The organism is Flavobacterium ginsengisoli, from assembly GCF_029625315.1.
Lineage (GTDB): Bacteria > Bacteroidota > Bacteroidia > Flavobacteriales > Flavobacteriaceae > Flavobacterium > Flavobacterium ginsengisoli.
On record NZ_CP121110.1, the window covers coordinates 1696692 to 1718892 of the forward strand.

A 22201-nucleotide genomic window follows, 5' to 3' on the forward strand; every position below is an offset into this window, starting at 1 on the left:
GTTTTTTGTTTTATAAAGCTTCACATTCAAAGCCAATAACTTTCATCAGGAAAATTACTTTTTCGATAATACCATCTTTACATTCAAATCTGAGAATATTATCGCAATCTTCAAGATCAAAATTCCATTTTGAATCTGGAAACAAGCGATTCAGTTTTGGCGTAACTTTCTTCACTTTCGAAATGCTGTTAACATTTGTTTTGAATACAAAAATCATGATTTTACTAGTTTTTAATCTTACTTAAAATTTTAGAATCAATATAAAAAGTACCAAAGGGAATTATACAAGCTAAAAGCACTTTCCATGTTGTAGTTGCAAACTTCCAATTCTGCTCTACTCCAACGCTTATTGTATTAAATATAAAAAGTAGAAATAATGCTCCATGAATGGTTCCTATTGGCCTAGTCAGAAATGGCATTTCAAAAATATATTTCATGGGCATTGCTATAAAAAGCAAAATCAAAAGTGAAGTTCCTTCGAGAAATCCAATAATTCGTAAACGTCCAGTATTGGTCTGAAATAAATTTTTCATAATTATCTAAAATAAGGTCGGTTAGCAAGAGGTGAAAATGGCCACGGAATGGCAATAAAAATGATTGTTAAAGCGATAGAAAACCAAATAAGCATGGTTTTAAACTTCTCTTTGTCAGAAAGTTTTCTTTTGGCTAGAGCAGATCCAATTGTTATAAAAATGATCGCTATAAGCATTAATGTAATATGAATAATCCCGAAGAAAGAAGCATCCATATTTTGAACAGCCTCTTTATAATTTCTCCAGAAATATTTCACAATCGGACTTTGCACATATACCAATATGCCGAAAAGAAGCTGAATATGAGCAATTGTGGCCGTCCAGTGCCTGAGGAGATTATCCTTTTTTGTAAAAGGAAGTTTCTGAGAATAGCCTTTGTAAGCAGTAAAAATAGAATACAACAAGCTTACTAATACAAGCCATCTCACAAATGAATGGCCTTCTAAAAGTGTTTGATACATTGTTTTTTGATTTAGACAATGCAAATATATTTAAAAACATACTAACTAGTATGTTTTTAAGAATTAATTTTCTTTCAACCCATTTAAATAACCTTTAAGTCCTTTTAAATAAACCATATATGGAGAACTATCGTTCTGAAGTTTTCCGAAATTTCGTATTCCCCAGTAACCAGATAAGATAAAAAATGCTACTTGTTCGCCAACAACATCTTTACGAATCAAACCTGATTCTTTTCCTTTTTCAATTGAATTGATAATGGTTGCCTTCCACAAATCAACCAATTCAGCTAAAGCCTCACTGAATTTAGTATTCCATGGTGTCATTTCCTGGGTAAGATTTCCGACAGGACAGCCATACTTTACTTGCAGAAAAGGATCTTCGAGCAACAAATACGAAATCATATTATAAAAATCTTCAATTGGATTTTGCGAAACTTCAGTTGGTTTTATAAAGTACTCCTGCATAGTTGGCTTCAGAATTTCTTCAATAATTGCAACTCCCATTTCGTCCTTGGTTTTAAAATGGTAGTAGAAAGCCCCTTTTGTTACTTGAGTTGTCGCAATAATTTCATCAATACTAGTGGTCTGATACCCTTTGGTATAAATCAATTCAAATGCTTTATGTAGAATTGTAAGTCGTGTATTTGTCGCTTTTGACATAAAAATACTAATTAGTATGAAATAGCAAATTAAAGAAAAATAATTGGTGTAAATTAATTTTACAACATAGAAACATAGGGTGGCAAGATTAAAAAAGGCGTTTAATTGTTTAAAACAAAAATAGTTAGGTCATGTGTGAGAAAGGAGTTCCTTTTTACTATTTTTTATTGTATATCATATCCCATATTTCTATTTATTTAAATAAAAAATCAGAATTATAAACTTTTTCTTAATTCACAAAGCAATCGGTTTATTTCAATTGATTTTGTAAATTAGCCAACACTATTTTACAAAATCAATACTATATCATGGATTTAAACTTCAATAAAAACGAAGATCACAATAAATTACTTCTTTCAGAACTAAAACAAAAATTTGCCAAAGTAAAATTAGGCGGAGGCGAAAAGAGAATCGAAAAACTGCATTCGGAAGGAAAAATGACAGCTCGTGAAAGAATTGCTTATTTATTGGATGAAAATTCAAAAAGTATTGAAATTGGAGGTTTTGCTGGCGAAGGAATGTATCCAGAACACGGCGGATGCCCTTCGGGAGGTGTTGTGGTGAAAATTGGCTACATCAAAGGAAAACAATGCATTGTTGTTGCTAATGATGCAACAGTAAAAGCTGGAGCATGGTTTCCTATAACAGGAAAGAAAAATCTTCGCGCGCAAGAAATTGCGATGGAAAACAGGCTTCCAATTATTTATCTTGTAGACAGTGCAGGAGTTTATCTACCAATGCAAGATGAAATTTTTCCAGATAAAGAGCATTTCGGACGTATTTTTAGAAATAATGCGCAAATGAGCAGTATGGGAATTACTCAAATCGCGGCCGTTATGGGAAGCTGTGTTGCCGGCGGCGCTTATCTTCCCATTATGAGTGACGAAGCCTTAATCGTTGATAAAACAGGAAGTATTTTCCTTGCTGGAAGCTATTTAGTAAAAGCTCGCTATTGGAGAAACAATAGACAATGAAACTTTAGGTGGCGCAACAACACATTGTGAAATTTCAGGCGTGACCGATTATAAAGCGAAAGATGATAAAGACGCTTTAGATAAAATAAAAAATATTGTAGATAAAATTGGTGATTTTGATAAAGCTGGTTACAGCCGAATCAAAACAGAAAAACCTGCTTTAGAACCAAATGATATTTACGGAATCCTTCCAAAAGCGAGAAGCGAACAATACGATATGATGGAAATCATCAAACGTTTGGTTGATAATTCAGAATTTGAAGCTTATAAAGAAGGTTACGGACAATCTCTAATTACAGGTTATGCTAGAATTGATGGTTGGGCTGTCGGAATTATTGCCAACCAAAGGAAAGTTGTTAAAACCAAAAAGGGTGAAATGCAGTTTGGCGGTGTTATTTATTCTGATAGTGCAGATAAGGCAACTCGTTTTATTGCCAATTGCAACCAGAAAAAAATTCCGTTGGTATTTTTGCAGGATGTTACTGGTTTTATGGTAGGTTCAAAATCTGAACATGGCGGAATTATTAAAGACGGAGCTAAAATGGTAAATGCGGTAAGTAATTCAGTTGTTCCTAAATTTACTGTTATAGTCGGAAATTCATACGGAGCAGGAAATTATGCTATGTGTGGAAAAGCTTATGATCCTCGATTAATATTTGCTTGGCCAAGTGCAGAACTCGCTGTAATGGGCGGAACTCAAGCCGCAAAAGTCTTATCTCAAATTGAAGCTTCTTCGCTTAAAGCGAAAGGAGAAAAAGTTGATGAAGCAAAAGAAACAGAATTATTCAATAAAATAAAAGCGCGTTATGATGAGCAGACTTCTCCTTATTATGTTGCTTCAAGATTATGGACAGATGCAATCATTGATCCATTAGAAACTCGTAATTGGATTTCGATGGGAATCGAAGTCGCAAACCACGCTCCTATTCAAAAACCATTTAATCTAGGAGTCATTCAGGTCTAACGATTTAAGAATTCTCAACAATACGTTAAATAAAAAGCAAAAAACTTATTTTCAAGGAGTTAAAAATAAATATCTGATTAAAAATTAGTAACTTAGTATATAATTTTTAATCACACAACATCATGGAAAATGTAAAAAGTTTGAATAAATGGGCAAATTCGCACACTTATTTACCAGTTGATTTAGTACGTATTGTTTTGGGTGGATTCTTATTTATGAAAGGTGTCTCTTTCGTCACCAATATTCAATACCTGCATGATTTGATTTCCCCTATTGATAAGTATGGCGGAGGTATGTTTATGCTACATTACATTGCTCCAGCCCATATGATTGGTGGTATAATGATTATTTTTGGACTTTTAACCAGATGGGCTATTGCAAGCACAATTACCAATCTTATTTGGTGCAGTTCTCATTAACTTTATGGGAAAAATGCACTCTGAAAGTTTAGTTTTAGCATTAATCGTTTTATTTGTCTGCATCTTTTTCCTATTCTACGGAAGCGGTAAACACTCGGCAGATTACTATTTTAAAATGCAACAATAACGCCTTAAGTCCTCATTTTATTGAGGACTTTTTTTGAGTGTTAATTAATTCTATAAAATTTCTTTAATTGCGTTTTATGACTTAAATTCGCCGACATGAATTGGATTCGTAAAACCATTGTTTTAATTACGCTTTTGTTAGCAGGATTGTTTGCCTATCAAGCAGACCAAGCTTCTACGCGTATAATTGAAACAGAAAAATCCGATACCAACTTCTGTAAAGACATTCCCGATTCGTCAGCATTTATTCAGCCTCAGGGGAGTTACCAGTTTGCGGCAAATATCAAAACAAATCCTACCGGAATAATTAAATGTTTTGACACGCTTTTACCGCTAATACCACAACATCAAACCGTTACTTATACTACAGCATACACTAAACTCTTTACTACTCAATGTAAAAAGGTTTCAGTCATACTCTATGCTTTCCATTTTTTCTGGTAAATAAATATTTGATTTTCCCTTAGAGAATTTATTCTTCAAGCACTTACGTAGCTGTTTTCAAACCGAAAACTGCTTTGAATATCATTTATTTATTTCATTAAAAACATTATGGAAACTACTACCACAATAATGGGTATTGTGATTTTAATTATTGTTGCAATCCCTGTATATTTTTCTGCACGTTCATCTGCGGCAAGTAAATCAAGAATTTTAAATATCAAGAAACGATTCAACCCAAATCATCCAGAAGATTTTGATTTGACAGAATCAATCAATAATAAGACTTTGACAATTGATCAAAAAAACAATAAGTTCATTTTAATGAATTTCAATCCAAATCAGCAAGAATCAACATATGTCGATTTAAATACAATTGCCTCAAGCAAATTAATTCCGACAACAGACGCTGGTTCAGATACAATTATCAAAATTGATTTTGAATTTCAAGAAAAAGAAACATCTAAAAAAATATTAATTCCATTCTATGATTTTGATGATGACCGCATCAAACAAATTAGCGTCTATCAAGATCATCAGTTTGCGAAAAAATGGCTTAAAATCATCCAAGATTCTATATCACGTTAATTATTTAATTCAATAAAGAGGCTCAATTTTGAGTCTCTTTTTTTTACAGTTTTTATGATATTTGTCATTTTATGTCTTCGCCTTAATCTTTAATTTTGATATAAACTAAATCCGTTATTATGAAAATTTCTTTGACTCAAAAGTACAATGTCCCAGGTCCAAGATATACTAGTTATCCAACGGTTCCATATTGGAATGAATCTGATTTTACTTCAGAAAAATGGATTACTACTTTACAAAAATCATTCATAGAAAGCAATTCAAAGAACGGAATCAGTTTATATATCCACCTACCATTTTGCGAAAGCATGTGCACTTTCTGCGGATGCAACAAACGTATTACCAAAAATCATTCAGTAGAAGAAAAATACATTCAGGCAGTTCTTAAAGAATGGAAAATGTATTGTGATTTACTTCCTGAAAAACCTGTAATTAAAGAAATACATTTAGGCGGAGGAACGCCAACATTCTTCTCAAAAGAAAACCTGGAGAGCCTTATAAATGGGATTTTTAAGAATGCTGTAAAAGCAGACAAATCATGAATTTAGTTTTGAAGGGCATCCAAATAACACAACATACGAACAGCTTAAAAAATTATATGATTTAGGCTTCCGCCGAGTAAGTTTTGGAGTTCAAGATTACTCTGCCACTGTTCAAAAAGCTATAAATAGAATTCAGCCATTTCACAATGTTGCTAAAGTGACTTTTTGGGCAAAAGAAATTGGTTATACTTCAATCGGACATGATATTATCTTTGGACTTCCGTTTCAAACCATCGAAGATGTGATTGATACAGTAGAAAAAACAAATTCATTAAAACCTGATAGACTAGCATTTTACAGCTATGCACATGTGCCTTGGATAAAAGGAAACGGACAACGTGGTTTTAATGATGAAAATCTTCCAAAAGATTCTGAAAAGAGAAAATTATATGAAATAGGAAAAAAACTTCTAATTCAAAATGGTTATCATGAAATTGGCATGGATCATTTTGCATTAGAAGACGATAGTTTGTACAAAGTCAGCTCATAATAGAAAACTTCATCGAAACTTTATGGGCTATAGCGCTTCTAAAACACAAGTTATGATTGGACTTGGCGTATCTTCTATTAGCGATAGCTGGTACAGTTTTGCACAAAATACTAAAAGCCTTGAAGAATATTATGAAATTATAGAATCTGATAGACTTCCTGTTGTAAAAGGTCATATTTTGAACAATGAAGACCTTATCATTAGAAAACATATTCTGAACTTAACCTGCGAATTGGAAACATCCTGGACTGCAGAATCTTTAAACTTTGCTGAACTTCCTGAGGTTTTAATTGCTTTAAAAGAAATCGAAAATGATAATTTAATTGTTATTAAAAACAACAAAATCAAAATTACAGAAGAAGGAAGACCTTTTGTACGTAATATTTGTATGGCTTTCGATTTGCATCTAAAAAGAAAGTCACCGGAAACAAATCTGTTTTCGATGACTGTATAAAATCTTTTAAATATATTTCTCTTAGTGGCAGTTTGGAGTCTGCTGCACAAATAAACTCATGTTTGAAGGAGAAATATACGGAATTCCTAATCCTAGTCCTCTAAGGATAAATAAAACTCCAATGATAACTGCAACATAAGGAATTGCCTTTTGAATTTTATTTCGAAATGGCAATTTCAATAATGTATTGACATAAACCACAATAGTCATTAACGGAATTGTTCCTATTCCAAACAAAAGCATGTAAAGAACGCCATAAGTGGCACTTTGCATAGCAATTGCCCCAAATAAAGCAACATAAACCATTCCGCATGGTAAAAATCCATTTAGAAGACCAATTGTAAAAAGAGATTTGTAGCTCTTATTTTTAAACTGACTTCCAAGATTGGCTTTAACTTTTGAAATGATTTTATAAACTGGTTTAGAAAAGTTGTATTGAGCAAATTTTTTCTCAGGAATACAAACTACAATAATCATTATTACACCAATAATAATTGACATTTTCTGCTTGCAATCCTGCTAAGAAAAAGCCTCTTCCCAGTAATCCAAAAATCAATCCGATTGTGGCGTAAGCTGTTAATCGACCAAAATGATAGGTCATAATCTGCGTTACCTTTTTAGCTTCATTTTGCCTGTCTACGGGAAGCATCATGGCAATTGGCCCGCACATTCCAACACAATGCAGGCTGCTGATCAAACCTAAAAAGAAAGCTGAGAATAACATTTTTGATTTAGTTTACGTAAATAACTTCTTTAGTGAGATATTTTTTGCCTTCATACTGCCATTCCATATTCACATCCCAGCGTCCTTTTATTAATTTTTTCTGCGGAATAATGATTTCTGAATTAGTTAAGGCAATTTGAGTATTAAAGTCGAATTTTTTGTTTGAAGGTCTATATAATTGAATATTTCCTTTCACTTTACTGCTTTCAAATCCTACTGGAAAAATAACAGCGACACCGTCTCCAGTATATTTTATTGATGGCTTATCGCTGCAAATCATGCGCATTTTGAATTCTCGCCATTTCTTCCTGAAAATGTGTATCATGTTTGTAATATTCTTCGACAACCAAATCATTATCGTACTTAGAATTTGACTGCACTTCAAACACAAAATATAAAATAAAGGTCATAAACAATGCGAATGCAATGACGATTCCAGTTCCCCAATTTAATTTCATAATAGTATATTTTTAATTAAAACTTCGTGGTCCTAAGAAATTTGTAGTTGTTGTTTCCAGGAGTTCAGAACCATTGTAAACCCCTATTTTTACTTTTGTTTTATCACTTTCCAATAAAACTTCATCAATTTCAATGAATAATGTTCCTTGAGAAATTCCTTCTTTTGCAACTTTAAAATGTCTTTTTCCAACATTCTTAATTTCTCCTTTTTGATCGATTAATTCGAAATGAATATCATTGTAATCTTTCATTGTTTTGTTTACAATTTTATACGTGTAAACATTACTGATTTTTTCTCCATTATGCTGGAATAACTGACCTGGTAAACGTAAAACTACTGCTTGTACATCTGTTCTTAAAAACAGCATTCCAACAAAAATACTCAATAAAATAAAGAGGACAGCTGTGTATCCTTTCATTCTTGAAGTAAATTTAAAAGGTTCTTTTTTGGCAATTTCATCTTCAGAAGCATAACGAATAAGACCTTTTGGCAATCCTACTGATTCCATAATATGATCACATTCATCTATACAAGCTGTACAGTTGGTACATTCTAACTGTGTACCGTTTCGGATGTCAATTCCCATAGGGCAAACGTGAACACATTGAAGACAATCTATACAATCTCCTTTTCCCGTTAATGCTCTATCTTCATTTTTTTTGAATTTTGCGCGTCCTTCTTCTTTTTCACCTCTAACAAAATCGTAGGCAACATTAATAGATTTATTGTCTAAAAGTACACCTTGCAATCTTCCATAAGGGCAAGCAATGATACAAACCTGTTCACGAAACCATACAAAAACGAAATAGAAAATACCCGTAAATATAAGCAACGCGATAAAATTGCTAGCTTGTACAACTGGTCCTTGCTCAATCATTAAGAATAAAGTATCACTACCTACTAGATAAGCCAAGAATATATTTGCTATAAGGAAAGAGATTAAAAAGAAAATAGTCCATTTGATTAGTCTTTTTCTAATTTTTTCACTATTCCATTCTTGCTTTGCTAAACGAGATTGTGCACCACGATCTCCATCAATCCAATATTCAATTCGACGGAAAACCATTTCAAGGAAAATAGTTTGCGGGCAGATCCAGCCACAAAATATTCTTCCGAAAACAACGGTAAATAAAATTATAAATACAACGCCAACAAGCATTGAGATTACGAAGAGATAAAAATCCTGTGGCCAAAAAGGAAATCCAAAAATATTAAAACGACGTTCCAAGATATTGAACATCATAAACTGGTTTCCATTTATTTTGATAAACGGATTTATGAATAAAATTGCCAATAAAACGTAGCTGACAATTTTTCTATAATCATAAAATTTACCAGACGGTTTTTTAGGAAATATAAATTTTCGTTTGCCACCTTCATCTATTGTTCCAATGGTATCTCTAAAAGCTTCGTCTGGTAAATTTGACATGATATTCTAATTATTTTTTAACTTCTGTGGTATCTTTTGCAGTTGCAGCTGCATCGGTTTTAGGAGCGCTATCGTCTACCCAAACTTCTCCTTCTGGTTCTTTTGGATCTTTAGGATTGCTTCCTTGCAAAGACAAGATATAACTTGCAACTTTTTGTATTTCTTTTGGTTTAAGGGTTCCTTTCCAGGCAATCATCCCTTTACCATCTCTACCTCCATTTGTAATGGTATGGAATAAGTTTTTAATTCCTCCTCCTAAAATCCATTTATCATCTGTAAGGTTTGGTCCAATCTGACCTCCTGCATCGGCACGGTGACAAGCTGCACAGTTTGTTGTAAAGATTTCTTTTCCTGCTTGCTAAACTTGGTTCGTCAGTTAATAAAACAACCGTTTTTTCGTCCATCAAATCTGGAGCAGTTTTCATATATTCTTCAACGTCAATTTTTGCCTGCGCCATTTCTTTCTTCAATTCCATTTCCTGATCATCCGCTCCTAAAACATCGTAACGAACTACATAAATAACTCCGAAAATGATACAGATGTAGAATAAATACACCCACCATGGTGGCAAATTATTATCCAACTCTTTGATTCCGTCATAATCATGATCCATCAATAAGTCGGCTTCTTTTTCAATTGGTTCTGTTTTAGTCAATTTGTGCATTAGGTTTTTTAAACCAAGTGCTTTCTTTGAAACTTAAACTTTCTTCAAGTTCTTTTTGCGCTTTTTCTTCTGGCGATAGCAATTGATACATCACTCTATTTACAGCACTAAGTGTAATTTCGATGGCAATCAGAATAAACAAAAAGACAAATAAAAAGAGCGAAACCATAGGGAATTTTACAAAAGCTGGCTTATCGCCTGAGTCTATAAAATATTCCATCAAAGCAAATACGATGAAGAAAATCAACGGTACTCTAACATATACTGGGAAAAACTTTTTCATTTTTATCTATCTTTTGTGATTACACTAAGTCCTTCATCTAAAGGTATATTACTCATTTCTTGAATTTTTTCTTTTCTATAAGAGAATACCCAAATACCTAATCCTACAAAAAAGAAGAAGAAAATCAAGAGGGAAATAATCGGGTATAATTCTACACCCGATATTGTTTCCATATTGTGTTTTATTTGTTCAAACATAATGCTGTTATTTAGTTTCTTTTACTTTAATATCAGTACCAAGTCTTTGAATATAAGCAATCAAAGCAACGATTTCTCTTTCATCCATCGGAATGAATTTCTCACCTTTTGCGACAGCTTTTTTGCGGCTGTCTTCATAACTCTTAACAAAATCAGGATCGCTTTCTAAGCTTTTTTCTATCTTAACTGCCTGCTCTCTTAAAGTTTTTTGTGCATTAGCAACTTCTTCTGGAGAATATGGCACACCTAATGAAATCATTGCCTGCATTTTCTTTTGCGTCAATGAAATGTCCATTGGTTTATTATCAAATAACCACTTATATCCTGGCATAATTGATCCTGCAGATGTACTTTGCGGGTTCCACATGTGGTTAAAGTGCCAATTGTCATTATACTTACCACCTACTCTTAATAAATCTGGACCTGTACGTTTTGATCCCCATAAGAATGGATGGTCGTAAACAAACTCTCCTGCTTTTGATTGAACTCCGTAACGTTCAACCTCACTTCTAAATGGACGAACTGACTGTGAATGACATCCAACACAACCTTCTCTGATATATAAATCACGTCCTTCAAGCTCTAAAGGTGTGTATGGTTTTACACTTGAAATAGTTGGTATATTTGATTTTACCATTATTGTTGGCACAATCTGAATAATACCTCCAATTAAAATTGCAATAGTTGCTAAAATGGTTAACTGAATTGGTTTTCTTTCTAACCATGAGTGGAATTTCTCTCCACTTAATCTACTGCTTTTTATTGTTTGTAAAGCTGGAGCCTGAGCCAATTCATCTTCAATTGCATTACCCGCTTTTACTGTCATGATAATGTTGTAAACTAATGTCAACATACCTATTAAGTAAAGAGACCCTCCGATAGCTCTCATCCAATACATTGGCATAATCGCTGTAACTGTTTCTAGGAAGTTACCATAAGTTAAAGTTCCGTCTGGGTTAAATTGTTTCCACATAGACGCTTGTTGGAAACCAGCCACATATAATGGAATTGTATAAACGATAATACCTAAAGTTCCAATCCAGAAATGGAAATTTGCCAATTTCTTAGAGAATAATTCTGATTTTGTCATTCTTGGAATTAACCAATAAATAATACCAAATGACATGAAACCATTCCAAGCTAAAGCTCCTACGTGTACGTGTGCTACGATCCAGTCTGTGTAGTGCGCAATAGCATTTACATTTTTTAAAGATAACATCGGACCTTCAAAAGTCGCCATACCGTAACCAGTAATCGCTACAACGAAGAATTTTAAAACTGGTTCTTCACGAACTTTATCCCAAGCTCCTCTTAATGTTAAAAGACCATTGATCATACCTCCCCAAGATGGCGCAATTAACATTACTGAGAATGCAACCCCAAGATTCTGAGCCCAGTTTGGCAATGCAGAATATAATAAGTGGTGTGGTCCTGCCCAGATATAGATAAAGATTAAAGACCAAAAGTGAATAATAGATAATCTATATGAGTAAACAGGTCTGTTTGCAATTTTTGGAACGAAATAATACATTAATCCCAAGAATGGAGTTGTAAGGAAGAATGCCACCGCATTGTGTCCATACCACCATTGCACTAGGGCATCCTGAACACCTGCATACACAGAGTAGCTTTTTAAAGCAGAAACCGGAATTTCGATGTTGTTAAAGATATGCAGTACGGCTACCGTTACAAATGTTGCTAAGTAAAACCAGATTGCAACATATAAGTGACGCTCTCTACGACGGAGCATTGTACCAATCATATTGATACCCATAACAACCCAAATTAAAGCAATTGCAATGTCAATTGGCCACTCTAGCTCTGCATATTCTTTAGAAGAAGTATAACCTAACGGAAGTGTAATTGCTGCGGCTACAATAATTAACTGCCATCCCCAGAAATGAAGGTTACTTAAAAAATCACTAAACATTCTGGCTTTTAGCAATCTTTGCAGCGAGTAGTACATACCGGCGAAAAATGCATTACCCACAAAGGCAAAAATAACTGCATTAGTGTGCAATGGTCTTAATCGGCCGTAACTCAGCCACGAAATCCCATCTGTCATGTTGGGAAAAAGGTACATTACCGCTAAGGTAAGTCCCACTAACATACCCACAACTCCAAAAAGTATTGTGGCGTAAATGAATTTTTTTACAATTTTGTTGTCGTAATAAAACTGTTCCATTTCCATAATTATACTTGTTTTTCTTCGATTGGTGAATTATTATTTTGGGAATTAATTTTGGTTTCGTCATCAAAAAGAATTCTGACTGAGGGGGTATAATCATCATCGTATTGCCCAGTTTTGACAGCCACGATAAAGGCAATAAAGAAACAGATTGCCACAAAAATACTTACTGAAATTAATAGATAAATAACACTCATACCTTAGATTTATATTAACAAAATTACTTCGTTAAGGGCGCATAAAATATGATAATTATCATAGAGAAAAAGAATATGTTAAATTTAATAAAATATATTCTTTAATAATTTATAATCATTCTAAATTTCTGTTACTGAAATAGTTAGACATAAAAGTAACAAAACTTACAATCGTAATCGTGCTCAATGGCATGATGATAGCGACAACTAACGGAAGCAGGTTTCCTGTGACCGCAAATGCAAGTCCAATAACGTTGTACAGCAATGACAAGCCAAAACTCATTTTTATAATCGAAATTGCTTTATGTGAAAGCTTCAAAAAGTAATTGAGACGTGAAAACTCCGATGCATCAAGAATTGCATCACATGCAGGAGAAAAAACGTTCACATTTTCAGAAATAGAAATCCCGACATTACTTTGTGCCAATGCTCCCGCATCATTTAACCCATCACCAACCATCATTACATTTTGTCCTTTTTCTTGAAGTTTCTTTATGTATTCAAGTTTTTGCTCTGGTTTTTGATTGAATATCAACTCAGTACCTTTTGGCAGAATGGCTTCTAAGTTTGCCCTTTCGCCATCATTGTCACCAGAAAGTACTTTAATTTGATACTCTTTACTCAAGTTTGCAAAAAGTTTTTCTAGGCCTTCGCGATATTGATTCTGGAAAGTATATTTTCCAAAATAGATCTCTCCTATTTTAATATGTAATGCCGTTTTTTCAATTTCTGAACCATCTGCAACTATATCATTTACAAATTGTCCAGAACCAATTTTAATTTCTTTTCCCTCAATAGTTGCTAAAATCCCCTTACCTGTAATTTCCTGAAATTCTTCTATAGCAATACGCTTGGCATCTGGCAGAAAATCGTAAAGCATTCGGCTTAATGGGTGGTTTGAACCACGCAATACGCTCTTAATCAATACAACATCTGAATCTAAAATAGGTTTTCCTTCATATACTATATTCGATTTTTTGTTGGTAGTAATTGTTCCTGTTTTATCAAAAACAATCGTATCAACTTTTGCGAGCTGCTCGATTACAATGGCATTTTTTAAATAAAATTTCTTTTTACCTAAAATTCGCAATACGTTTCCAAAAGTAAACGGAGCAGTAAGCGCCAACGCGCAAGGACAAGCTACGATTAGCACCGCCGTAAAAACATTAAAAGCTGTATTAGCATCTATAAAAATCCAATAACCAAAACCAGCAAATGCAATGAGCAATAATATGGGGGTAAAATATCGGCTTATTGCATCTGTTATGGTTTTGTGTTTCTGATCTACTTTTTTCTGAAAAATTTCGTTACTCCATAACTGCGTCAAATAACTCTGTGAAACTGAATGCAATACTTCCATTTCTATTACTTTCCCAATCTGTTTTCCTCCCGCAAATACTTTATCACCAGATTTTTTAGTAATTGGAACAGCTTCTCCTGTAACGAAACTATAATCTATCTCTGCACTTTCACTAATTAAAATTCCATCTACAGGAATAAGTTCTTGATTTCTAATCAACAATCGATCTCCTTTCAAAACATCATAAATAGCAACATTATCTTCAGATGCATCTTTATTAATTTTAGTAACAGCAATCGGGAAATAGGATTTAAAATCTCTTTCAAAGCTTAGGAAACTATAGGTTTTAGTTTGAAACATTTTACCAAGAAGCATAAAAAATACTAAACTCGCTAAACTGTCAAAAAAACCGGGACCGTGATCCATTAGCATATCATAAGTACTGCGAATAAACATCACGATAATACCTAATGCAATCGGAATATCAATGTTAAGCATTCTGGTTCTAATACTGTGGTGAGCAGAAATATAATATCCGCTTGCTGAATATAAGAAACTTGGCAATGCTAAAAGAAAAATCAGTAATCTGAAAAACGGTTTGTAACTATCCAACCAGAATTCTTTCATTTCGAAATATTCTGGAAATGAAAGCAACATAATATTTCCGAAACAAAAGAATGCAACGCCTAATTTATAGGTTAAACTTCGGTCTACTTTTACTTCTGCTGTTCCATAATTTTCTAAACTAATATAAGGCTCATAACCTATTGAGTTTAAAAGATATGCAATTTCTTTTAAAGAAACCACATCAGAATTGAAGGTAATTCTAACCTTTTTTTCGTGGAAATTAACTTGAGATATACTTATTCCAGGCTGAAGACGATTTAGATTTTCTAGAATCCAGATACAAGAACTGCAGTGAATATGTGGAATATTCAGCGAAACAATTGACGTGTTCCCTTCCTGAAATTCTAAAACCTTTGCGAGTATGGTTTCATTTTCTAAAAAATCATATTTTCCTTTGATGTCTTGCGGTGTGGCTCCCGGAGACTTTTCAAAATCATAATAAGATGTTAGGTCATTGATGCTGAAAATTTCGTAAACTGTTTTACAGCCTGTGCAACAAAACTTCTTATCATCAAAATCAATTTCTTCATTTTGTTCAATAGTTAAACCACAATGAAAACAACTTTGCTCCCTCATAAACTTGTTTTTATATGCCACAAATTTCCAATTAAAGCACAATTATTAAGATGATAATTGTCATGTAATCTTGAAATTGAATTCTAATTTAATAAAATAAAACAGTCTAAATTAAGCTCTACCGTAATTTATTATATTTTTACCATATAATAGTCAATTATACCCTTAAATATCCTTATTTTTGCTGCAAACAAATATTGTCATGAATAAATGTGATCAATGCATTGTACGCCAGCTAAGCTCATTAAAAGCCCTTAACAAAGAAGAAGTTATAAAATTAGCCAGCAGTAAAACCTCTTACAAGATTAAAAAAGGTGAAGCCATTTTTGAAGAAGGCGAAGTAACCAATGGGGTTTTTTGTATAAAAGATGGTGTTGGTAAACTTTCAAAATTGAGTGCAAACGGAAAAGATCAAATTGTAAAATTGGTAAAATCTGGAGAACTTCTTGGACAACGCTCTATGATTAGTAATGAGCCGGCAAACTTGACTGCAAAAGCAATTGCCGACATGGAAGTTTGTTTTATTCCTAAAACCGAAATCATCAATTTTTTTAATAATAACAATCAGTTTTCTTTAAATCTGATGCAATCTGTATGTGAAGATTTGAAAGAATCTGAGAATGAAAAAATTGCCTTAGTTCAAAAAACAGTTAAGCAGAGACTTGCTGAAACTTTATTGCAACTGCATGATGAATTTGGAGAAGATACCGACAAAACCCTTAAAGTTCAACTAACAAGAGAAGAACTTGCGGGCATCATTGGTACCGCAACAGAAAGCTGCATTCGTTTATTATCTGATTTTAATAAATTAGGATTAATAGAATTAGTCGGCAAAAAAATTATGCTTAAAGATGTTCGTGCTTTAAAAAAATTAGCCGATAACTAAAGTTTTTTAGCTTCATTCCAGAAAACATCCATTTCTGTAAGCGTCATATCCATTAATGGTTTGCCTAATTCGTTTGCTTTACTTTCTAAGTATTGAAAACGCTTTATAAACTTTTTATTGGTTCTTTCTAAAGCATCTTCTGGATTTACATTTAAGAATCTTGCATAATTAATCATAGAAAACAAAACGTCGCCAAACTCGTCTTCAATTTTATCTTGATTTCCAGTTTTTACTTCGTCTTGTAATTCTTGTAATTCCTCTTGCACTTTATCCCAAACTTGATGCGGCTCTTCCCAGTCAAAACCTACACCTTTTACTTTATCTTGAATTCTACTTGCTTTAACCAGTGCAGGAAGGCTTCTTGGCACGCCCTCTAAAACTGATTTTTTTCCTTCTTTCAGTTTCAGTTTTTCCCAATTCTGTTTTACTTCTTCTTCATTTTTTACTTTCACATCTCCATAAATATGCGGATGACGATGAATTAGTTTCTCGCAGATTTCATTACAGACATCAGCAATATCAAAATCATTGGTTTCACTACCTATTTTAGCGTAAAAAACAATATGAAGCATCAAATCTCCCAATTCCTTTTTGACTTCATTTAAATCGTTGTCCAAAATAGCATCTCCCAACTCATACGTTTCTTCGATTGTTAGATGTCTTAATGTTTGCAGGGTTTGTTTTTTATCCCACGGACATTGTTCACGAAGTTCATCCATGATATTTAATAATCTTTCAAATGCTTTTAACTGATTTTCTCTGCTCATTTTGAAGTTTTCTATTGATTTAAACTCGATTTCTGTAAAATTAAAAAATCCTGTCAAGAAAACATCTTAACAGGATTATTTTATGATTAAAGAAAAACTACTATTCTTCTTTTTTAGCTTTTGCTTTTTTTGCTGCTGGAGCTTTTTTTGGTTTTTCTTCAGCAACTGGAGCTTCTTCTTTTGGTTCTTCAGCTGCAGGAGCCAAATCTGTAACCAAACCTTTAGCTTGAAGCGTGTTGTACCAGTTTAATACTTTTTTGATATCTGATGGATAAACTCTCTCTTCGTCATAATCTGGAAGAATTTGTTTGAAATAAGCAGACAAAGTAGCATTGTCTTCTTTATGAGAAATCGCTTGTCCTTTATTTTCTTTAACGGCAATCTGCTTGCATTACTTCAGTTAACGGTTTTTCGCCTTCATAAGTATAAATCGAAATTTCAGACAATAAACTTACATTGCTTTTTAGATTTACAGTAATCTTCTTCCCATCAATTAATGATTCCGCCACAAAACCTGTACGAGTTTGTACTTTTAATTCGTATAAACCTGGTTTTCCTGAAATGGCTAAAATTTTCGTTAAATTCATTTTTATTAAAATTAGTATTAAGAATTTGATTTATTTTTTTGTTTCCAATTATTTAGAAAACTTATCTTGCTTTTTTAGCTGCAAAAAATTTCATTCTATATTCCTGAGACGTTTTTCCCTCAGTAATATTTTTCAATTTCTTTTGGATTAAACGTTTCTTTAGAGATGAGATTTTATCTGTAAACAATATTCCTTCAATATGGTCGTATTCGTGTTGAATAACTCTTGCGATTAATCCGTCGAATACTTCCGTTTTCATAACGAAATCTTCTTCACAATATTCGATTGTAACAGTTGGTTTTCTGTAAACGTCTTCACGCACATCAGGAATACTCAAACAACCTTCATTAAATCCCCACTCTTCTCCTTCTTCTTTAACGATTTTAGCGTTGATAAAAGTCTTTTTAAAACCTTTCAAATCTTTTTGTTCCTCTGAAGGAAGATCCTCATCATCACTAAAAGGCGTTGTGTCAATGACAAACAAACGAATTGGCAGTCCAACTTGCGGTGCTGCAAGTCCAACCCCATACGCATTGTACATGGTCTCGTACATATTTGCGATCGTTTCTTTTAGATTTGGATATTCTGATGTAATATCCTGCCCTACTTTTCTTAAAACAGGATCACCGTATCCTACAATTGGTAAAATCATTTGTTTTTATTTATGTTTTTATGTCTTTGCAAAAACAGAATTAAAGTTCTGATATTTCAGCTGGCAAAAATAGTAAAAAATAGTCAAGAATGATTCTAATAATCTATTATATCGTATTTTTTACAAGCTGTTAAAAATCTCATCCATAATTATGCCAAAATCACTACTACAATTCTTACCTTTGCTAGTAAACCTCTCTTTATGATTGATAAGATTTCGAAATTTACAAACAGCACTTCCTTTCTCAATGCCTCTAAAGTAACTATCGCTTCTGTTGTTCCTGTTTTGGTTTTAAATTTTCTAGGTCATTTTGAAATTGGTTTCACGATTGCATTAGGTGCTTTCTATACTTATCCCAGCGATATTCCGAGTTCACTTGGTCATAAAATAAAAGGGTTAATTCTTGCTTCTTTTATTGTTTCGGGCGTTAATCTACTGGTAAATCTCGTTTATCCGTATCCGCTTCTTTTTTATATATTTTTAGGCTTCCTGTTGTTTTTATGTTCTATGATTTCGGTTTATGGACAGCGAGCAACGTTAATTTCTTTCTCTGCCTTATTATCTATTTCTCTTTCTTTTGGGCATTTGCATGAAGGTTGGGCTGCTTTTGAATATTCTGGTTTTATTTTTATTGGAGGAATTTTATACCTTATAGTTTCTCTTGTTTTTCATTTTGTACAGCCATATAAATATGTCGAATTACAAATTGCAGAAGGAATAAAACTTACTGCTAAATATCTAAAATTAAGAGGTGATTTATGGAGCCCAGAAGCTAACAGGCAAGCAATTATTGAAAAACAGTTGGCAGTTCAAGTAGAACTAAATCTAATTCATGAAGATTTAAGAAAAATGCTAATCGGAAACCAGAATGCATCTGGAATAACGAGCCAGAACCGAAAAATGCTTTTGGTTTTTATCACTTTAGTCGAAATTCAAGAATTGGCGCTTTACACTTCTTTTGACCATAGTAAACTTCATCAGAAATTTGCCAAACATCCTGATGTTTTAAGGACCTATCAAAATGTGGCTTATAAACTGGCTTCAACCCTCAAAAAACTCTCCAAAAATGTCAATCATATCAGTGTTTATGTCGATAAGCATGATTTGAAAAATGAATTGGATGCACTTGAATTTGCCATTTTTGACTATGAAAAAACATTAGGAAAAGAAGAAGTCGCAGAAGGTGTTTTAATGCTGACCAATATGCTGAAATATGCTAAAAATCAGGTTGGAAAAATTAAAACTATTCAGCGTGCGCTTTCTTTGGCAATGCAATCTTATAAACTGAAAGATCAAGACAAAGAGCTAGAAAAATTCTTAACTCCGCAATATTATCCGTTACGAACTTTAATTGAGAATTTAAGTTATTCTTCTTCGATTTTCAGGCATTCGATAAGATTAACGATCACTATTTTGATTGGTTTTTTCCTCGGACAAGTTTTGCCTTTTCAAAACGTCTATTGGATTCTGCTGACCATTGTAGTAATCATGCGCCCAGGCTATGGTTTAACAAAAGAACGATCATACAACAGAATATTCGGAACTGTTTTAGGAGGAATTTTAGCTTTCGGAATTGTATCTGTTATTCAGAATCACGTTGCACTGAGCATTTTTTCAATTGTATGTATGCTTCTCGGAATTTCATTTACGCAAATCAACTATAAAATAAGCGCAACATTTGTTACAATGTATGTAGTTTTCATCTACGGAATTTTAACACCTGACATTAACGAAGTAATTCAATACAGAATATTAGATTCACTTGCGGGAGCAATTTTAGCTTTCATTGCCAATCAGTTTTTATGGCCAGCTTGGGAATTCATCAATACGCCAATTCATATTGAAAACACAATTCGGGCGAATAGGAATTATCTAAAAGAAATTGCTGATTTTTATAATAAAAAAGGAGAAGTTCCAACTTCGTATCGTTTAGCACGAAAAAATGCTTTTGTTGAAATAGGAAATTTAATGACTTCTTTTCAACGTATGATGCAGGAACCTAAATCAAAACAAAAAACAATGCCTTTGGTAAATAAATTAGTGGTTTTAAATCATTCTTTATTATCTGCTTTAGCGTCATTGTCAACTTATATTCAATCGCATCAAACGACTTCTGCTTCTGACTCTTTTAATTATATCATCAAGACTATTCTAGCCAATTTAGATCACTCGATTTCTATTTTACGAAATGAAGTTATAATACAAGATACTTTTTTTGAAAAAGAAGATGTGACATTACAGTTTGAGGAATTAAAACGAAAACATTTTACACGCTTAGCTGAAGATGATGATTTGGATAAAGAAACGCGTCAAGCAAAAATGCAAGAAGCCCAAATGGTAATCGAGCAACTGATTTGGATGAGCAATCTAGCAGAAAAAATTCTAAAAAACACAACCGACCTAAAAGCAACAAATCCAGATTAATTCATCTGGATTTGTTTTTTATATTTCAATAATGAGAAGCTTTAATTTAATTTTAAAACTTCTGCAGTTTGTTTTCTAAGCTGTTCTAAAAGTTCTGGCTTATCATTTAAAGTCTGACCGTAAGAAGGAATCATTGTTTTTAATTTTGCTTGCCATTCTGGTGTTTTAATTTGATGCGTAAAACATCTGCTAACCAAATCAACCATAATTGCTACGGCAGTAGAAGCTCCTGGAGAAGCACCTAATAAAACTGCCAAACTTCCGTCGTGCGTATTAATTACTTCAGTACCAAATTCTAAAACCCCACCTTCTTTTTCATCTTTTTTGATAACCTGAACACGTTGTCCCGCTTTTTCCAATTTCCAATCTTTAGAACGTGCTGTTGGCAGATATTCGCGTAAAGCTTTCATTCTGTCTTTTGGAGACTGACGAACTTGCTCAATCAAATATTTCGTTAATGGAATATTATGATATCCCGCGGCCAACATCGGGATTAAATTGTTAGACTTAATAGATAACGGCAAATCTAAATAAGAACCATTTTTCAAGAAACGAGTCGAGAATCCTGCAAATGGTCCAAAAAGAAGTGCTTTCTCTCCGTCAATTACACGAGTATCGATATGAGGAACAGACATTGGAGGAGCTCCAACACTTGCTTTTCCATAAACTTTTGCTTGATGTTTAGCAATTACCTCAGGATTTGTACATTTTAACCATTGTCCGCTTACAGGAAAACCCCCATATCCGTTTCCTTCTGGCACATTTGCTTTTTCTAATAAAGGAAGAGAACCTCCTCCTGCACCGATAAATACAAATTTAGTATAAGCTTTACGAGTGTTTCCGGTAGACAAATCTTTAATTTTAATTCTCCAAGATTTATCTTCACGCTGTCTTAGTTTTTTAACTTCATGATTGAAATACAAAGAAACACCGTCTAATTTTTCTAAGTAATTGAACATACTTCTTGTTAAAGCACCAAAGTTAACATCGGTACCAATTTCCATATGTGTTGCTGCCAATTTTTCATCAGCATTTCTGCCTTCCATTACCAATGGCATCCATTTTTGAAGTTGTTCAAAATCGGTGCTAAAAGTCATATCGGCAAAGATTGGGTTGCTTTGAAGCGCTTCGAATCTCTTTTTTAAATAATCTACGTTTTTATCTCCCCACACAAAACTCATATGAGGTACGCTTTTAATAAAATTATCCGGAGACGGCACTTTATTTTGCTGCACTAGGTAAGACCAAAACTGGCGAGAAATCTCAAACGATTCTGCAATGCTTATTGCTTTTTTAGGATCTATGCTTCCGTCTGCCTTTTCTGGAGTATAATTTAATTCACAAAAAGCAGAGTGTCCTGTTCCAGCATTATTCCAAGCATCAGAGCTTTCAGCAAGAAGCAACATCTAATCTTTCGTAAATTTCAATTTTTATATCTGGTTGTAATTCTTTCAAAATTACCCCAAGAGTGGCACTCATTATTCCAGCGCCAATGAGTACTACATCACTATTTGAACGTATGGTTTCGTCAGGCATAACAGTATTTTTATTTAAAGTGCAAAGGTACTTTTTTAATTGCAAAAAAAA

At 33.2% G+C, this 22201-nt stretch carries 17 protein-coding genes and 7 pseudogenes; 7 read left to right on the top strand and 17 right to left on the bottom strand.

All coding sequences use genetic code 11. The features are described from left to right. Nucleotides 1–10 precede the first annotated feature (10 nt). The 4 genes from P5P87_RS07860 to P5P87_RS07875 form a co-directional block, all read right to left on the bottom strand. Nucleotides 11–217, bottom strand: coding sequence for a hypothetical protein (locus tag P5P87_RS07860; RefSeq protein ID WP_198857159.1), 207 nt, complete (start codon nucleotides 215–217; stop codon nucleotides 11–13). 7 nt (nucleotides 218–224) lie between these two features. Then, nucleotides 225–533: a DUF3817 domain-containing protein gene (locus P5P87_RS07865; RefSeq protein WP_198857158.1), complete on the bottom strand. Its 309-nt coding sequence runs from the start codon at nucleotides 531–533 to the stop codon at nucleotides 225–227. A 2-nt stretch (nucleotides 534–535) separates the two neighbouring features. After that, the gene (locus P5P87_RS07870) at nucleotides 536–994 is read right to left on the bottom strand and encodes a hypothetical protein (protein ID WP_278022171.1); all 459 of its coding nucleotides are present in this window, start codon (nucleotides 992–994) and stop codon (nucleotides 536–538) included. Nucleotides 995–1057: 63 nt separating this feature from the next. Then, nucleotides 1058–1654 (bottom strand): TetR/AcrR family transcriptional regulator, encoded by a 597-nt coding sequence (locus P5P87_RS07875; protein WP_278022172.1) that lies wholly within the window; start codon nucleotides 1652–1654, stop codon nucleotides 1058–1060. A 308-nt stretch (nucleotides 1655–1962) separates the two neighbouring features. On the opposite strand from P5P87_RS07875, the pseudogene P5P87_RS07880 reads away from it, so the two are divergent. From P5P87_RS07880 to hemN, 5 genes and pseudogenes are all read left to right on the top strand, one after another. After that, nucleotides 1963–3592: pseudogene (locus P5P87_RS07880) on the top strand (acyl-CoA carboxylase subunit beta). A 122-nt stretch (nucleotides 3593–3714) separates the two neighbouring features. Next, nucleotides 3715–4138, top strand: a pseudogene (locus tag P5P87_RS07885) (DoxX family protein). Between the two features lie 95 nt (nucleotides 4139–4233). Beyond that, nucleotides 4234–4581, top strand: a complete 348-nt coding sequence (locus P5P87_RS07890; RefSeq protein ID WP_278022173.1) for a hypothetical protein — start codon at nucleotides 4234–4236, stop codon at nucleotides 4579–4581. A 108-nt stretch (nucleotides 4582–4689) separates the two neighbouring features. Beyond that, on the top strand, nucleotides 4690–5166 hold the full coding sequence (locus tag P5P87_RS07895) for a hypothetical protein (protein ID WP_095930909.1): 477 nt from the start codon (nucleotides 4690–4692) through the stop codon (nucleotides 5164–5166). 119 nt (nucleotides 5167–5285) lie between these two features. Beyond that, nucleotides 5286–6652 (top strand): annotated as a pseudogene (hemN, locus tag P5P87_RS07900) (oxygen-independent coproporphyrinogen III oxidase). Nucleotides 6653–6673: 21 nt separating this feature from the next. On the opposite strand, the pseudogene P5P87_RS07905 reads toward hemN, so the two are convergent. The 9 genes and pseudogenes from P5P87_RS07905 to P5P87_RS07940 all read right to left on the bottom strand — a co-directional run bounded on the left by P5P87_RS07905 (nucleotide 6674) and on the right by P5P87_RS07940 (nucleotide 15298). After that, nucleotides 6674–7376 (bottom strand): annotated as a pseudogene (locus tag P5P87_RS07905) (sulfite exporter TauE/SafE family protein). Nucleotides 7377–7383: 7 nt separating this feature from the next. After that, nucleotides 7384–7656: a FixH family protein gene (locus P5P87_RS25850; RefSeq protein WP_340696665.1), complete on the bottom strand. Its 273-nt coding sequence runs from the start codon at nucleotides 7654–7656 to the stop codon at nucleotides 7384–7386. Beyond that, nucleotides 7640–7834, bottom strand: a complete 195-nt coding sequence (locus tag P5P87_RS25855; RefSeq protein WP_340696666.1) for a FixH family protein — start codon at nucleotides 7832–7834, stop codon at nucleotides 7640–7642. The genes P5P87_RS25850 and P5P87_RS25855 overlap by 17 nt, the downstream gene beginning before the upstream one ends. A 12-nt stretch (nucleotides 7835–7846) precedes the next feature. Next, nucleotides 7847–9265, bottom strand: coding sequence for a cytochrome c oxidase accessory protein CcoG (gene ccoG / locus P5P87_RS07915; RefSeq protein WP_198857148.1), 1419 nt, complete (start codon nucleotides 9263–9265; stop codon nucleotides 7847–7849). A 10-nt stretch (nucleotides 9266–9275) separates the two neighbouring features. Beyond that, nucleotides 9276–10213 (bottom strand): annotated as a pseudogene (locus P5P87_RS07920) (cbb3-type cytochrome c oxidase N-terminal domain-containing protein). A 2-nt stretch (nucleotides 10214–10215) separates the two neighbouring features. Next, on the bottom strand, nucleotides 10216–10410 hold the full coding sequence (locus P5P87_RS07925) for a CcoQ/FixQ family Cbb3-type cytochrome c oxidase assembly chaperone (RefSeq protein WP_111378528.1): 195 nt from the start codon (nucleotides 10408–10410) through the stop codon (nucleotides 10216–10218). 7 nt (nucleotides 10411–10417) lie between these two features. Then, complete coding sequence (gene ccoN, locus P5P87_RS07930) at nucleotides 10418–12601, bottom strand: cytochrome-c oxidase, cbb3-type subunit I (RefSeq protein WP_278022174.1); 2184 nt, start codon at nucleotides 12599–12601, stop codon at nucleotides 10418–10420. Between the two features lie 2 nt (nucleotides 12602–12603). Next, the gene (gene ccoS / locus P5P87_RS07935) at nucleotides 12604–12795 is read right to left on the bottom strand and encodes a cbb3-type cytochrome oxidase assembly protein CcoS (RefSeq protein ID WP_198857145.1); all 192 of its coding nucleotides are present in this window, start codon (nucleotides 12793–12795) and stop codon (nucleotides 12604–12606) included. A 115-nt stretch (nucleotides 12796–12910) separates the two neighbouring features. Then, nucleotides 12911–15298, bottom strand: coding sequence for a heavy metal translocating P-type ATPase (locus P5P87_RS07940; RefSeq protein WP_278022175.1), 2388 nt, complete (start codon nucleotides 15296–15298; stop codon nucleotides 12911–12913). A gap of 202 nt (nucleotides 15299–15500) precedes the next feature. Between P5P87_RS07940 and P5P87_RS07945 the strand changes: the two genes are divergently transcribed. Continuing rightward, the gene (locus P5P87_RS07945; RefSeq protein WP_198857143.1) at nucleotides 15501–16184 is read left to right on the top strand and encodes a Crp/Fnr family transcriptional regulator; all 684 of its coding nucleotides are present in this window, start codon (nucleotides 15501–15503) and stop codon (nucleotides 16182–16184) included. Here P5P87_RS07945 and mazG read toward each other — a convergent pair. The 3 genes and pseudogenes from mazG to def all read right to left on the bottom strand — a co-directional run bounded on the left by mazG (nucleotide 16181) and on the right by def (nucleotide 18190). Next, entirely contained in the window at nucleotides 16181–16951 is a 771-nt protein-coding gene (mazG, locus tag P5P87_RS07950) for a nucleoside triphosphate pyrophosphohydrolase (protein ID WP_278022176.1), read from the bottom strand. The genes P5P87_RS07945 and mazG overlap by 4 nt on opposite strands. 100 nt (nucleotides 16952–17051) lie before the next feature. After that, nucleotides 17052–17538, bottom strand: a pseudogene (locus P5P87_RS07955) (DUF5606 family protein). A 61-nt stretch (nucleotides 17539–17599) separates the two neighbouring features. Next, nucleotides 17600–18190, bottom strand: coding sequence for a peptide deformylase (gene def / locus P5P87_RS07960; RefSeq protein WP_278022177.1), 591 nt, complete (start codon nucleotides 18188–18190; stop codon nucleotides 17600–17602). 201 nt (nucleotides 18191–18391) lie between these two features. On the opposite strand from def, the gene P5P87_RS07965 reads away from it, so the two are divergent. Then, nucleotides 18392–20614 (top strand): FUSC family protein, encoded by a 2223-nt coding sequence (locus P5P87_RS07965; RefSeq protein ID WP_278022178.1) that lies wholly within the window; start codon nucleotides 18392–18394, stop codon nucleotides 20612–20614. Between the two features lie 41 nt (nucleotides 20615–20655). Here P5P87_RS07965 and P5P87_RS07970 read toward each other — a convergent pair. Continuing rightward, nucleotides 20656–22150, bottom strand: a pseudogene (locus P5P87_RS07970) (malate:quinone oxidoreductase). Nucleotides 22151–22201 lie beyond the last annotated feature (51 nt).

Bases quoted from the DNA above. Each gene is read 5' to 3' on its own strand.
- P5P87_RS25855 (WP_340696666.1), bottom strand. From the start codon at position 7,834: ATGAAATTAAATTGGGGAACTGGAATCGTCATTGCATTCGCATTGTTT.
- def (WP_278022177.1), bottom strand. From the start codon at position 18,190: ATGATTTTACCAATTGTAGGATACGGTGATCCTGTTTTAAGAAAAGTA.
- mazG (WP_278022176.1), bottom strand. From the start codon at position 16,951: ATGAGCAGAGAAAATCAGTTAAAAGCATTTGAAAGATTATTAAATATC.
- P5P87_RS07890 (WP_278022173.1), top strand. From the start codon at position 4,234: ATGAATTGGATTCGTAAAACCATTGTTTTAATTACGCTTTTGTTAGCA.
- P5P87_RS07965 (WP_278022178.1), top strand. From the start codon at position 18,392: ATGATTGATAAGATTTCGAAATTTACAAACAGCACTTCCTTTCTCAAT.
- P5P87_RS07875 (WP_278022172.1), bottom strand. From the start codon at position 1,654: ATGTCAAAAGCGACAAATACACGACTTACAATTCTACATAAAGCATTT.
- ccoS (WP_198857145.1), bottom strand. From the start codon at position 12,795: ATGAGTGTTATTTATCTATTAATTTCAGTAAGTATTTTTGTGGCAATC.
- P5P87_RS07865 (WP_198857158.1), bottom strand. From the start codon at position 533: ATGAAAAATTTATTTCAGACCAATACTGGACGTTTACGAATTATTGGA.
- ccoG (WP_198857148.1), bottom strand. From the start codon at position 9,265: ATGTCAAATTTACCAGACGAAGCTTTTAGAGATACCATTGGAACAATA.
- P5P87_RS07925 (WP_111378528.1), bottom strand. From the start codon at position 10,410: ATGTTTGAACAAATAAAACACAATATGGAAACAATATCGGGTGTAGAA.
- ccoN (WP_278022174.1), bottom strand. From the start codon at position 12,601: ATGGAAATGGAACAGTTTTATTACGACAACAAAATTGTAAAAAAATTC.
- P5P87_RS07860 (WP_198857159.1), bottom strand. From the start codon at position 217: ATGATTTTTGTATTCAAAACAAATGTTAACAGCATTTCGAAAGTGAAG.
- P5P87_RS07870 (WP_278022171.1), bottom strand. From the start codon at position 994: ATGTATCAAACACTTTTAGAAGGCCATTCATTTGTGAGATGGCTTGTA.
- P5P87_RS07940 (WP_278022175.1), bottom strand. From the start codon at position 15,298: ATGAGGGAGCAAAGTTGTTTTCATTGTGGTTTAACTATTGAACAAAAT.
- P5P87_RS07945 (WP_198857143.1), top strand. From the start codon at position 15,501: ATGAATAAATGTGATCAATGCATTGTACGCCAGCTAAGCTCATTAAAA.
- P5P87_RS25850 (WP_340696665.1), bottom strand. From the start codon at position 7,656: ATGATTTGCAGCGATAAGCCATCAATAAAATATACTGGAGACGGTGTC.
- P5P87_RS07895 (WP_095930909.1), top strand. From the start codon at position 4,690: ATGGAAACTACTACCACAATAATGGGTATTGTGATTTTAATTATTGTT.